The sequence below is a fragment of the Bradyrhizobium yuanmingense genome (assembly GCF_029167105.1).
In the GTDB taxonomy this organism is placed as follows: domain Bacteria; phylum Pseudomonadota; class Alphaproteobacteria; order Rhizobiales; family Xanthobacteraceae; genus Bradyrhizobium; species Bradyrhizobium yuanmingense_A.
Map to the genome: position 1 here is coordinate 53060 of NZ_JARFML010000035.1, position 11833 is coordinate 64892.

Here is an 11833-nt window from a genome sequence, read left to right on the forward strand (position 1 = left end):
TCGAATGTGCAGAGAGCTGTATCTTCCTGCACATTCGGAACCCGCCATGGACTATTTCAAGCGCTTCAACTTCCTGTTCGCCGCCCCTGTGTTCGATGCCGACGATCTCGAAGGCGTCCGCTTCAACCAGATCATCGAGGAGATCCAGCGCTCCGGCTTCGAGGTGGTCCGGGCCCGCAAGCTGGAGGATGCCGAGATGGCGGTGCAGACCGATGCCGCGATCGGCTGCATGGTGGTGGACTGGGGCAAGAAGGGCCTGGAAGGAAAGACCTCGGCGCTGATCAATCTGATGCGCCGCCGCGGCCTCGACTTCCCGATTATCCTCTTGATCCGCCGCAAGCGGTTCGAGGACCTGCCGGTCGAGGTGCTCGATTTCATCGACGGCTATGTCTTCCTCTCCGAGGAGACGCCAACCTTCATCGCCAAGAACTTGATCAGCCGGCTCAAGCAATATGCCGAAACGCTGAAGACGCCGTTCTTCGGCGCGCTGGTCGACTATGCCGAGGAAGGCAACCAGCTTTGGACCTGCCCGGGCCACAATGGCGGCGTGTTCTACAACCGCAGCCCGATCGGGCGCGTGTTCGTCGAGCATCTCGGCGAATCCGTGTTCCGCGACGACCTCGACAATTCCGTGCTCGACCTCGGCGACCTCCTCACCCATGAGGGCCCGGCTCTGAGGGCGCAGAAGGAAGCGGCGGCGATCTTCGGCGCGGAAAAGACCTATTTCGTGCTCAACGGTACCTCGACCTCGAACAAGGTCGCGCTCGGCGCCCTCGTCACCGACGGTGATCTCGTGCTGTTCGACCGCAACAACCACAAGGCCGCCCATCACGGCGCGCTGATGATCAATGGCGGCATCCCGGTCTATGTGCCGACCGTTCGCAACGCCTGGGGGCTGATCGGCCCGATGCGCTGGGACCGGCTCGATGAGAAGGCCCTGCGCGAGGCGATCCGCAACCATCCCCTGGTGAACGATCGCGACGCCTGGCGCAAGGAGCGGCCGTTCCGCGTCGCCGTGGTCGAGCAGTGCACCTATGACGGCTCGATCCACAGCGCCGAGATGATCATCAAGCGCATCGGCCATCTCTGCGACTACATCCTGTTCGACGAGGCCTGGGCCGGCTTCATGAAGTTCCACCCCCTTTATGCCGGCCGCTTCGCCATGGGGCTGGCAAATCTTCCGCCCGACGCCCCCGGCATCATCGCGACGCAGTCGACCCACAAGCAGCTGGCAAGCTTCTCGCAGGCCTCGCAGATCCACATCAAGGACCGCCACATCCGCGGCCAGAAGCGCCGCGTCGAGCACCGCCGTTTCAACGAAAGCTTCATGCAGCACGCCTCGACCTCGCCGTTCTACCCGCTGTTCGCCTCGCTCGACGTCGGCGCACAGATGATGAAGGGCCGCTCCGGCGAAGTGCTGTGGGACGACACGATCCGGCTCGGCATCGAGCTGCGCAAGAAGATCCGCGCGATGCGCCGGGAGTTCGAGGAGAAAGAGCAGAATCTGGATCGCCGCTGGTTCTTCGAGCCATTCGTTCCCGATCGCGTCGCCATTGCCGACGTCAGCCGCCCCGGCGCGGCGCATAACGTCGCCTGGGAGACCCTCTCGACCGACGAGCTCGCCACCAACCCCGCGCTGTGGCAGCTCTCTCCGGACACCAACTGGCACGGCTTTCCCGATCTCGCGGAAGGCTTTGCCATGACCGATCCAAACAAGCTGACCTTGCTCACCCCCGGATTCGATCGTGCGACCGGCGCCTACGCCGAGCACGGCATTCCCGCGCCGGTCGTCGCGCAATATCTGCGCGAGAATCGCATCGTCCCCGAGAAGAACGACCTCAACTCCCTGCTCTTCCTGCTCACGCCCGGCGTCGAGGCGAGCAAGGCGGGCACGCTGATCTCCGGCCTCGTCGCGTTCAAGAGGCTGCACGACGACAATGCGCTGCTGGCCGATGTCATCCCCGAATTCTATCAAAGGCGGCAGGCGCGCTACGCCGGTGCGCGGCTGCGCGACCTCTGCGGCGAGATGCACCGTTTCTTCCGCGCCGCCGATGTCAGCGCGCTCCAGGCCCGGCAGTTCATGCCCGAGCACATGCCAGAGATCGCGATGTCGCCCCGCGATGCCGCGCGCTATCTGTTTAAGAACGACGTCGACTACCTCCCGATCGAGGCGATCGCCGGCCGAATCGCGACCACGCCGTTCGTGGTCTACCCGCCGGGCATCGCCACCATCGTGCCCGGCGAGCGGCTGACGGAACGGGCCAAGCCCATGATCGATTATCTCAAGATGTTCGAGACCTGCTTCAACACATTTCCGGGCTTCGACGTCGAGATCCAGGGCGTCTACAAGGAGGTCGATGCGAATGGGCGCATCGGGCTCTACACTTATGTCGTGACCGAGTAGGTGCCGATGAACGAAGCGGCTGCGCGCGCGAGCGATGAACCCGTCCTGGTTCGGCCATCACGCGAGAGCGACGTCGAGGCGATGCTGGCGATCTACCGCCATCACGTCCGCAACGGCGTGCCGCGCGATGAAGGAACCGGTGCGCCGGAGCCGGACGATCTGCGCGAGCGGCGCAAGAACCTGAAGCAGACCCGCCTGCCGCATCTGGTTGCGACCTGGCGCGGCGAAGTCGTCGGCTATGCCTATGCCGTGCTGTTCCGCAAGAGGCCGGCCTATCGATACACCGCCAAGCACTCGATCTACGTCCATCACGCTCATCTCGGCCGCGGGGTCGGACGGCTGTTGCTGCAGGAATTGATCGACGCCTGCGCGGCGGCCGGCTTCCGCCAGATGATCGGCTATATCGATGCAGATAACGCGCCCTCGCTGGCGCTGCACGGGCGGTTCGGTTTCGCACGCGCCGGCCTGCTCAGCGGCGTTGCCTATCGCCACGGCCGCTGGTCCGACACCGTCATGGTGCAACGCTCGCTCGGCGCGGGGACGACGACGCCCCCGCCCGTCACGGCACCCGGGCGTTAGGCCCTAGGACGGGTAGTCGGCCGGTCTGACGTGGATACGGTCGGCATGCAGTGACCAGTGATGCAACGCCTGGTCCTTGCAGAACCTCGCTTTCGCCCGTTCCCTGGCCTCGTCCTCGTCGGCGGCGTCGATCTCGAGCGTGCCCTGGCAGACCTCGCATTGCCGGCCGTATTCGCCGAGCACGTCCTTCATGAACCTGACGACATAAGTTGACATGGGACCTCCCTGCCTGCCCGCCGGCACTCTAGTCCCATTTAGGCCGGACGGGGAAAGGAGATTTTGACGCGGATCAAGGCTTGTCCAGTCCCGGCGAGAGATTCGTTGCGGAACCTGCCGCGCGGGTTTATGGGCAAATGCCGGTCGCCAATAAGGAACTTGCCTTGCACTTTGTCTCCGATACCGAAGTCACGAAAGCTCTGACCTTTCCGATCCTTATTGCGGCCCTCGAAGAAGCGCATCGCCGGCCGAAGATGGAAGTGCTGGACGCCTTCCTTGGAGACGAGAGGGGGCAATACGTCATCCGCAGCGCCGTCGATCCCGGCCGATACATGGCCAGCAAGATGTTCACCAGCTTTCCGGCCAATCTGGCCGAAGGCAGGATGCCGGCGGTGCAGGCCGTGTGCGTGCTGTTCGACGGCACCAATGGGCGGCCGCTGGCGGCGATGGACGGGACCGAGATCACGCATTGGCGCACCGCAGCCGACTCCGCGTTGGCCACGAAACTGCTCGCCCTGCCCAATCCCGAGACGCTGCTCTGCGTCGGGGCCGGCGAGATGTCCGAATGGCTGATCCGGGGTCATCGCACCGTGCGGCCGTCACTGGAGCGCGTGCTGATCTGGAATCGCAGCCCGGACCGGCGCGTGGATCTCGCTCAGCGCTTGGCGAAGGCCGGCATCAAGGCGGAAGCAATCACGGATCTCGACGCCGCGACGCGCGAGGCCGATGTCATTACCACCTGCACCCGCGCGCATCAGCCGCTGATCAAGGGCCGCAATCTGCGGCCGGGCACGCATCTGGACCTCGTCGGCGGCTACACACCGCAAACCCGGGAGGCTGATGACGAGGCGGCCAAGCGCTCCCGCGTCTTCGTGGACCGGCGGGAATCCGCCTTCCACGGCGTCGGCGACATCCTGCAGCCGATCGCGAGCGGCGCGATCAGCGAGGCGGACGTCCTCGGCGACCTCTACGACCTCCTCGGCGACCTTGTGCAGGGGCGAACGTCACCGTCCGACATCACGTTCTTCAAGAACGCGGGCGGCGGCCATCTCGACCTCATGACCTGCGAGGCCGTGTTCCAGCAGCTCGGCGCAAAGCTGGGGTAGTGGCCCAGGCTGGCGAGACGCGGCCGACGTCAGCCCTCACGCCTTGATGTCGAGGAGCGTGTCTTGCGTGTCGGCGTAGGCCTGAATGACCTTCGCATTGGCAACGAAGCTGTACCTTGCGGTCACCAACTGAGCGAATTCGCTAGCAAGATCGACATTCGGCGCTGCGACCAGGCCGTCCTGGTTTGCGAAGGGAGCGCTCGGGTCGGGTTGCGCGGTATAGCTCGGCGATACCGTCGATACGGTCGCAACCGTACCGCCCGGCGTCGAACCGCTCGACTGGGAGACCTGATCGACTCGCAAGGGCACGTAGGCTGCAGGAAACGTTGGAGCAATGCCCGCACCGGCCGATGCGCTCGACCCGCCTGACGCGGGTAGTGGGCCGGTCGTGCTGATGTTGGCGATATTGCTCGCGGCCACGTTCACGCGCAAACTCGCCGCAGAAAGTCCGGATGTCGCAATCGAAAGTATGCTCATGCTCCCTGACTACAGGAGAGGTCATAGGCGTTCATTCACGCCATCAGTAAAATGCACCGCTCTCTGTTTTCATCCTGATAACCAAGGATCGGCGCGCGACTGGGCTTCGCGCGCCCCTACCCCGGCGTCACGCCAAAAGCCTGCTTGAAGCGCTCGGCATAGCGCGGCCAGGCTTCGGGATTGATGATGCGCGGCGGGCGCTTGCCGTCGAGCACATCCAGCACCTGCTCGGCGGCGATCCGGCCCATGTTCTGGCGCGCCTCGATGGTGACGCCTGCCGTGTGCGGGCTCGCCAGCACGTTGTCGAGCTGGAGCAGCGGATGCTCCGGCGGCGGCGGCTCCTTGGACCAGACGTCGAGGCCGGCGCCGGCGATGCGCTTGTCGCGCAGCGCCTGCAGCAGCGCGTCCTCGTCGTGGATGAAGCCGCGTGCGGTGGTGATGAAATAGGCATGCGGCTGCATCAGCGCGAATTCGCGTGTGCTGATCAAGTTGCGGCTGCCCTTGTTGAGCGGGCATGAGATCGAGACGAAATCGGCGCGGCGCAACAGCTCGTCGAGCTCGACCTTCTCCCCGCCCCGCTCGGCCATCACCTCGGCCGACAAATACGGATCGTAGGCAAGCACTGTCATACCGAGCAGGCCCTTGCACAAGGCGGCGATGCGCCGGCCGACATTACCGAGGCCGATGATGCCGACGGTCTTGCCCTCGACCTCGTTGCCGACCAGATCGTTGCGGTTCACGTCGCGCTCGCGGCGCAGCCGGCGATCCGACTGGATGATGCGCTTGGACAGCGTCAGCATCATCGCCAGCGCGTGCTCGGCGACCGAATGGGCGTTGCCGCCGGACTGGTTGACGACTACAACGCCTGCCTCCGTGCAGGCCTCGACGTCGACGGGATCGAAGCCGGCACCGTTGCTGGAAACCAGCAGCAGGTTCGGCGTCCGCTTCAGGAAGGCGGCATCGACATGGAAATGCGGGGCGAGCTCATCGCGGGCGGCGCCGACCTGGTAGACGTGGGCAGCGCCGAGGAGCGGCCCATAGACATCCTCAGGGCTTCCGTTTTCGATGCGATCGAGCCGCACGTCGGGCCGAGCCTTCAGGATGTCGATATAGATCGGATTGGCCAAATAATTGGAATAGACGACGCGCTTGTTGTTGACGGACATCAGGACCCTTCCGGCTCGTTCGCGGGAGATCCGCAAGGTCAGCGCGATGCGCGCCCGCCCGTGCCCCTCCCGTGTTCTGGTTGTCGCCGCTTATGCCATGGCGGTGCCGGCCACGGCAGGCCTGCTGGCGCAGATCATGGTGCCGGCACGGACATGTTGACAATCCCGCCGCCTGCGTCAAGTTCGGCCGACCGCCGCGACGGCCACAACCAAGAAGCATGCGCGGCCCCAGGGAGAGCGCAATGGCGATTGCGGAACAGCAGACGCAAGAGAGCCGCGACGGAAGCTGGCACGGCATCGTCCTGCAAATCTTGAAGCGAAACGAGATCAGCCTGATCCCTTACGTGCCGGACCGCGTGCTCACGCCGCTGATCAAGAACCTGCACGCCGATCCTTTCTTCACCACTTTCGCGACCGCCCGCGAGGAAGAGGCCGTCGGTATCGTCGCCGGCGCCTGGATGGGCGGCCGGCGCGGCGCGGTGCTGATGCAGACCTCCGGCTTTGCAACGCTCGCAAACGTGCTGGCCTCGCTTGCGGTGCCCTACCAGATCCCGCTGATCATGTTCGTGTCCGAGCGCGGCACGCTCGGCGAGTTCAACTACGGCCAGTCGCTGGTCTGCCGGACCATGCGACCGGTGCTGGATTCGCTGGCGCTGGAGCATCACACCATCACCCGGCTCGACGAGCTCGAATTCATCACCGACCGCTCGATCAAGCAGGCCGTCACCACGCAGGCGCCGGTGGCGTTGATCCTCAACCCGCTGCTCACGGGCGGCAAGGTCTTCGACAAGTGAGGCCGGCCATGAACACGCGCAACACCAAGGTGATGAACCGCTTCGACGTCACCTCGCGGCTGATCACGAAGCTGAAGCACGAGGAAGCCGTGATCGGCGGCATCGGCAACACCAATTTCGATTTGTGGGCCGCCGGCCACCGCCCGCAGAACTTCTACATGCTGGGCAGCATGGGCCTCGCCTTTCCGATCGCGCTCGGCGTGGCGCTGGCGCAGCCCGACCGCCGCGTCTTCGCGCTCGAAGGCGACGGCTCGCTCCTGATGCAGCTCGGGGCGCTCGCGACGATTGCAGCCCTGAAGCCGAAGAACCTCACGATGATCGTGATGGACAACGGCATCTACCAAATCACCGGGGCGCAGCCGACGCCGGCAGCTGGTGTCGCCGACATCGTCGCGATTGCCATCGGCTCTGGTCTTGCGAGCAGCGCCTGGGCCGCCGACGAGGAGGATTTCGAGCGGCTGGTCGACGACGCGATGGCTGCTTCCGAGCCGAGCCTGATCGCGGTCAGGATCGACGACAAGCCCGGCGTGGGCACCACCCGGCGCGACCCCGTGCAGATCCGGGAACGCTTCATGCATGGCCTCGGCGTGCGCGAGCCACTTTAACATTTTGTCATTAACTACACGGCGATCTGATACGAGCCTCGCGACAACCCGACCAAATTCGTGCTAAGCGACCCGGATGTTCATTCGTACCTTTGCCTGGCTGCTCGCCGCTGCCGTTACGTTCGCCACCCTCGGTCCTCACGGCCTTCGCCCCCATTCCGACCTCGGTCAGGACGGCGAACATGCGCTTGCCTTCGTCATGGTGGGATTGGCCTTCGGCCTCGCCTATCCACGCCGGCGCCTACTGAGCGCAGCGGCCGCGGTCGTCCTGATCGGCGTGCTCGAGCTGATGCAATTTTGGGCACCCGGCCGCCACGCGCGGCTGGTGGATTTTCTGGTCGATGCTGGCACCGCGTGCCTCGGCTTTGCGCTCGCAGCCGCGGCTGATTGGCTGCTCTCGCGCTTTCGCACCAGCTCCGCCACAATCGAAGGCCCCGCGGAGTGATGCTCCGCAGGGCCTTCCTCAGAACAAAGAATTGCGCCGATCAGTCGATGATCTTGACCACGCGGCGCGTGCGCGGCTCGACGATCACGCGGCGATCGTTGACGACCGCATAGCGATATTCGGTGTAGTTCGGTACGGGCCGCAGCACGACGGTCGGAGGCAGCGGCTCGCCGACCACGACGCGCTCCTGCACTACGACGGAGTCGCTGCGAGGAATTCCACCCAGGACCGCATTCGGGATCTCGAGGCCGGCGCCGACGGCTGCACCCACGGTGCCGCCAACCATTGCACCGATCGGGCCGCCGATGTCGCCACCTGCACGCGCGCCGTCCCTGGCGCCCTGTTCGGTCGTCGACTGAGCAAAGGCTGCGCTCGACGCCAGCAGCGACGCGGCAGCCAACGTAATCGCAAGACGGGTTTTCATGTCCTGATGTCTCCAGTGATTGTTATGCGCCTTCAACCCGCGGGGCCAGAGCATGTTCCGGTTCCCATGCGACAAAGATACGGGCAGTGTTACTGCGTAACAGTTCAGGGGGCGGCGATTTCGTGCCCCGCCATCAGTTCCAGCGCCCGCACCATCGCGGAGTGATCCCAGGCCTTGCCGCCATGTGCGGTGCAGGACGAGAACAATTGTTGCGCCACCGCCGTGCTCGGCAGCGACAGGCCGAGTGCACGCGCACCTTCGAGAGCGAGGTTGAGATCCTTCTGGTGCAGCTCGATGCGGAAGCCCGGATCGAAATTGCGCTTCACCATGCGCTCGCCATGCACCTCCAGAATGCGCGAGGAGGCGAAGCCGCCCATCAGTGCCTTGCGCACCAGCGCGGGATTCGCACCCGCCTTGGATGCGAACAACAGGGCCTCGCTCACGGCTTCGATGGTGAGTGCGACGATGATCTGATTGGCAACCTTTGTCGTCTGTCCGTCGCCGTTGCCGCCGACATGGGTGACGTTCTTGCCCATCTTGTCGAAGATCGGCTTCATGGTGCCAAAAGCCCGCTCCGGCCCGCCGACCATGATGGTGAGGCTCGCAGCTTTCGCGCCGACCTCCCCGCCCGACACCGGCGCATCGAGATAATCGGCGCCGAGCGCCTCGATCTTTTTTGCAAACTCCTTCGTCGCCAGCGGCGAGATCGAGCTCATGTCGACGACGATCTTGCCCTTGGAAATGCCGCTGGCGACGCCGTCGTTGCCGAACAGCACCGCTCCCACATGCGGCGTGTCCGGCACCATGATGATGACGGCGTCCGCGCCCTCGGCGACTTCCTTGGCCGACTTGCAGGCGATGCCTCCCGCGGCGACCAGTTCAGGCGCGACCGGCGCAACGTCATGCAGGAGAACGCGATGGCCTGCGGCCAGGAGATGGCCGGCCATCGGCCGTCCCATGGTGCCAAGTCCGATGAAGCCGATGTTGGTCATGTCTGTGTTTCCTCAGGTCTCAAACGTCTGCGCCGCGTGCCACGACAGGCCCTCCAGCGTCGTGGTGCGCGGCTTGTATTCGCAGCCGATCCAGCCGCGATAGCCGATCGCGTCGAGATGGCGGAACAGGAAGGGATAGTTGATCTCGCCGGTGCCGGGCTCATTGCGGCCGGGATTGTCGGCAAGCTGGACGTGGGCAATCTGAGGCAGATATTCCTGCATGGTGCGGGCGAGATCGCCCTCCATGATCTGCATGTGGTAGATGTCGTACTGGATGAAGAGGTTGTTCGAGCGCACCTCGGAGATCATTTGCACCGCCTGCTCGGTGCCATTGAGGAAGAAGCCGGGAATGTCGAGCGTGTTGATGGGCTCGACCAATAGCTTGATGTTCTCTCGCGCCAGCGTCGAAGCCGCAAAACGCAGATTCCCGACCAGCGTCTCCCGAAGCTCGCGCGGATCGGCATCAACAGGCGCGATGCCGACGAGGCAGTTGAGCTGCTCGCAATCGAGCGCCTTGGCATAATCGATGGCGCGGAACACGCCGTCGCGGAATTCGGCGGTGCGGTCGGGCAGGATCGCGATGCCGCGCTCTCCGCCGGCCCAGTTGCCGGCGGGGAGATTGTGCAGCACCTGCATCAAGCCGTGGGCCTCGAGCTGCTCGCGCAGCTGCGCCTTGTCGAAATCATAGGGGAAGAGATATTCGACCCCGGCAAAGCCCGCCGCCTTCGCCGCCGCAAAGCGGTCGAGGAACGGCATCTCGTTGAAGAGCATGGTGAGGTTGGCGGCAAATTTCGGCATGGTGCTTCTTCCCCTATTCCGCCGGCTGCAGCACGCGCGTGGTCTCGACTTCGTCGAGCGGAAGGTCCAGCACCTCCTCGAACTCGACGATGTTGTCGATCTCCGTGCCCATCGCGATGTTGGTGACCCGTTCGAGGATGAACTCGACCACCACAGGCACGCGGTGCTTGGCCATCAATTCGCGGGCGGTCACGAACGCCGCCTGCGTGTCCTTCGGGTCGGTGACGCGGATGGCCTTGCAGCCGAGGCCTTCGGCGACCGCGACGTGGTCGACGCCGTAGACGCCGATCTCGGGCGCGTTGATGTTCTCGAAGGAGAGCTGGACGTGATAGTCCATGTCGAAGCCGCGCTGGGCCTGTCGGATCAGGCCGAGATAAGAATTGTTCACGACGACATGGATGTAGGGCAGGTTGAACTGCGCGCCGACCGCGAGCTCCTCGATCAGGAACTGGAAGTCGTAGTCGCCGGAGAGCGCGACGATCTCGCGCTCCGGGCACGCCGCGCGCACGCCGAGCGCGGCAGGCAGCGTCCAGCCGAGCGGCCCCGCCTGCCCGGCATTGATCCAATTGCGGGGCTTGTACACGCCGAGGAACTGCGCGCCGGCGATCTGCGACAGGCCGATCACGGTGACATAGGTGGTGTCGCGGCCGAACGCCTTGTTCATTTCCTCGTAGACGCGCTGCGGCTTGATCGGGACGTTGTCGAAATGGCTCTTGCGCAGCATCGTCTTCTTGCGGTCGCGGCAGGCCGCAGGCCACGCCTGGCGCTCGCGGAGCCTGCCTGACCGCCGCCACTCCCTGGCGACGGCGACGAACAGCTCGAGCGCGGTCTTTGCGTCCGAGACGATGCCGAGATCGGGATTGAACACGCGCCCGATCTGCGTCGGCTCGATGTCCACGTGAACGAATTTGCGACCCTTGGTGTAGGTCTCGACCGAGCCGGTGTGGCGGTTGGCCCAGCGGTTGCCGATGCCGAGCACGAAGTCGGATTCCAGCAGGGTAGCATTGCCATAGCGGTGGCTGGTCTGGAGGCCGACCATGCCGGCCATCAGCACGTGATCATCGGGGATCGCGCCCCATCCCATCAATGTCGGCACGACGGGTACGTTGGCGATTTCGGCGAACTCGACCAGCAGGTCCGAGGCGTCGGCGTTGATGATGCCGCCGCCCGCGACGATCAGCGGCCGCTCGGCGGCGTTGAGCATCTCCAGCGCCTTCTCGACCTGCTTGCGCGTCGCGGCGGGCTTATAGACCGGCAGCGGCTCGTAGGTCTCGTCATCGAACTCGATCTCAGCGAGCTGTACGTCGAGGGGCATGTCGATCAGCACCGGCCCCGGCCTGCCTGAGCGCATCACGTGAAAGGCCTGGCTGAACACACGCGGCACCAGCGCCGGCTCACGCACGGTCACCGCCCACTTCGTGACGGGCTTTGCGATCGACTCGATGTCGACGGCCTGGAAATCCTCCTTGTAGAGCCGCGCGCGCGGCGCCTGCCCGGTGATGCAGAGGATCGGGATGGAATCGGCGATCGCGGAGTAAAGACCGGTGATCATGTCGGTGCCAGCCGGCCCGGAGGTGCCGATACAGACCCCGATATTGCCGGGCTTCGCCCGCGTATAGCCCTCGGCCATGTGCGAGGCGCCCTCGACATGGCGTGCCAGGATGTGGCGGATCGAGCCACGCTTCTTCAGCGCCGAGTAAAGCGGATTGATCGCAGCGCCGGGAACACCGAAGGCCGTCGAGATACCTTCCTTCTCCAGGATACGCACGGCCGCATCGACAGCTCGCATCTTCACCATATCAGACCTCGCTCAAATTGCATCAGCGA

The 11833-nt window shown here is 64.7% G+C and carries 13 protein-coding genes; 6 read left to right on the forward strand and 7 right to left on the reverse strand.

Annotation, left to right across the window (positions count from 1 at the left end):
* Nucleotides 1-46: 46 nt before the first annotated feature.
* Nucleotides 47-2404 carry an Orn/Lys/Arg decarboxylase N-terminal domain-containing protein gene (locus tag P0R31_RS32675; RefSeq protein WP_275518699.1) on the forward strand — a complete coding sequence of 786 codons (2358 nt, stop codon included), beginning with the start codon at nucleotides 47-49 and terminating at the stop codon, nucleotides 2402-2404.
* Nucleotides 2405-2410: 6 nt separating this feature from the next.
* Nucleotides 2411-2983, forward strand: a complete 573-nt coding sequence (locus P0R31_RS32680; RefSeq protein ID WP_275518700.1) for a GNAT family N-acetyltransferase — start codon at nucleotides 2411-2413, stop codon at nucleotides 2981-2983.
* A gap of 3 nt (nucleotides 2984-2986) precedes the next feature.
* Here the strand turns inward: P0R31_RS32680 and P0R31_RS32685 are convergent, their stop codons facing one another.
* A complete protein-coding gene (locus P0R31_RS32685; RefSeq protein ID WP_275518701.1) occupies nucleotides 2987-3199 on the reverse strand; it encodes a hypothetical protein in 213 nt (70 codons plus the stop codon).
* A gap of 164 nt (nucleotides 3200-3363) precedes the next feature.
* Between P0R31_RS32685 and P0R31_RS32690 the strand changes: the two genes are divergently transcribed.
* On the forward strand, nucleotides 3364-4305 hold the full coding sequence (locus tag P0R31_RS32690) for an ornithine cyclodeaminase family protein (protein WP_275518703.1): 942 nt from the start codon (nucleotides 3364-3366) through the stop codon (nucleotides 4303-4305).
* Nucleotides 4306-4341: 36 nt separating this feature from the next.
* Here P0R31_RS32690 and P0R31_RS32695 read toward each other — a convergent pair whose 3' ends face one another.
* Entirely contained in the window at nucleotides 4342-4782 is a 441-nt protein-coding gene (locus P0R31_RS32695) for a flagellar basal body rod protein FlgC (RefSeq protein WP_275518704.1), read from the reverse strand.
* A gap of 116 nt (nucleotides 4783-4898) precedes the next feature.
* Nucleotides 4899-5948 (reverse strand): hydroxyacid dehydrogenase, encoded by a 1050-nt coding sequence (locus P0R31_RS32700; protein WP_275518706.1) that lies wholly within the window; start codon nucleotides 5946-5948, stop codon nucleotides 4899-4901.
* Nucleotides 5949-6190: 242 nt separating this feature from the next.
* On the opposite strand from P0R31_RS32700, the gene P0R31_RS32705 reads away from it, so the two are divergent.
* The 3 genes from P0R31_RS32705 (at nucleotide 6191) to P0R31_RS32715 (ending at nucleotide 7792) form a co-directional block, all read left to right on the forward strand.
* The gene (locus tag P0R31_RS32705) at nucleotides 6191-6742 is read left to right on the forward strand and encodes a thiamine pyrophosphate-binding protein (protein ID WP_275518707.1); all 552 of its coding nucleotides are present in this window, start codon (nucleotides 6191-6193) and stop codon (nucleotides 6740-6742) included.
* Nucleotides 6743-6750: 8 nt separating this feature from the next.
* Nucleotides 6751-7347 carry a thiamine pyrophosphate-dependent enzyme gene (locus P0R31_RS32710; protein WP_275518709.1) on the forward strand — a complete coding sequence of 199 codons (597 nt, stop codon included), beginning with the start codon at nucleotides 6751-6753 and terminating at the stop codon, nucleotides 7345-7347.
* Nucleotides 7348-7423: 76 nt separating this feature from the next.
* Nucleotides 7424-7792 (forward strand): VanZ family protein, encoded by a 369-nt coding sequence (locus P0R31_RS32715; protein ID WP_275518711.1) that lies wholly within the window; start codon nucleotides 7424-7426, stop codon nucleotides 7790-7792.
* A 40-nt stretch (nucleotides 7793-7832) separates the two neighbouring features.
* Here P0R31_RS32715 and P0R31_RS32720 read toward each other — a convergent pair whose 3' ends face one another.
* From P0R31_RS32720 to gcl, 4 genes are all read right to left on the reverse strand, one after another.
* Entirely contained in the window at nucleotides 7833-8216 is a 384-nt protein-coding gene (locus P0R31_RS32720; protein WP_036005622.1) for a DUF1236 domain-containing protein, read from the reverse strand.
* 104 nt (nucleotides 8217-8320) lie between these two features.
* On the reverse strand, nucleotides 8321-9208 hold the full coding sequence (locus P0R31_RS32725) for a 2-hydroxy-3-oxopropionate reductase (RefSeq protein ID WP_275518713.1): 888 nt from the start codon (nucleotides 9206-9208) through the stop codon (nucleotides 8321-8323).
* 12 nt (nucleotides 9209-9220) lie between these two features.
* Nucleotides 9221-10006, reverse strand: coding sequence for a hydroxypyruvate isomerase (gene hyi, locus P0R31_RS32730; protein WP_275518714.1), 786 nt, complete (start codon nucleotides 10004-10006; stop codon nucleotides 9221-9223).
* A 13-nt stretch (nucleotides 10007-10019) separates the two neighbouring features.
* Nucleotides 10020-11804 carry a glyoxylate carboligase gene (gcl, locus tag P0R31_RS32735; protein WP_275518716.1) on the reverse strand — a complete coding sequence of 595 codons (1785 nt, stop codon included), beginning with the start codon at nucleotides 11802-11804 and terminating at the stop codon, nucleotides 10020-10022.
* Between the last annotated feature and the right edge of the window lie 29 nt (nucleotides 11805-11833).

Coding starts and splice junctions, on each gene's coding strand:
- P0R31_RS32710 (WP_275518709.1), top strand. CDS start 6,751: ATGAACACGCGCAACACCAAGGTGATGAACCGCTTCGACGTCACCTCG.
- P0R31_RS32720 (WP_036005622.1), bottom strand. CDS start 8,216: ATGAAAACCCGTCTTGCGATTACGTTGGCTGCCGCGTCGCTGCTGGCG.
- P0R31_RS32685 (WP_275518701.1), bottom strand. CDS start 3,199: ATGTCAACTTATGTCGTCAGGTTCATGAAGGACGTGCTCGGCGAATAC.
- P0R31_RS32705 (WP_275518707.1), top strand. CDS start 6,191: ATGGCGATTGCGGAACAGCAGACGCAAGAGAGCCGCGACGGAAGCTGG.
- P0R31_RS32695 (WP_275518704.1), bottom strand. CDS start 4,782: ATGAGCATACTTTCGATTGCGACATCCGGACTTTCTGCGGCGAGTTTG.
- gcl (WP_275518716.1), bottom strand. CDS start 11,804: ATGGTGAAGATGCGAGCTGTCGATGCGGCCGTGCGTATCCTGGAGAAG.
- P0R31_RS32675 (WP_275518699.1), top strand. CDS start 47: ATGGACTATTTCAAGCGCTTCAACTTCCTGTTCGCCGCCCCTGTGTTC.
- hyi (WP_275518714.1), bottom strand. CDS start 10,006: ATGCCGAAATTTGCCGCCAACCTCACCATGCTCTTCAACGAGATGCCG.
- P0R31_RS32725 (WP_275518713.1), bottom strand. CDS start 9,208: ATGACCAACATCGGCTTCATCGGACTTGGCACCATGGGACGGCCGATG.
- P0R31_RS32715 (WP_275518711.1), top strand. CDS start 7,424: ATGTTCATTCGTACCTTTGCCTGGCTGCTCGCCGCTGCCGTTACGTTC.
- P0R31_RS32700 (WP_275518706.1), bottom strand. CDS start 5,948: ATGTCCGTCAACAACAAGCGCGTCGTCTATTCCAATTATTTGGCCAAT.
- P0R31_RS32680 (WP_275518700.1), top strand. CDS start 2,411: ATGAACGAAGCGGCTGCGCGCGCGAGCGATGAACCCGTCCTGGTTCGG.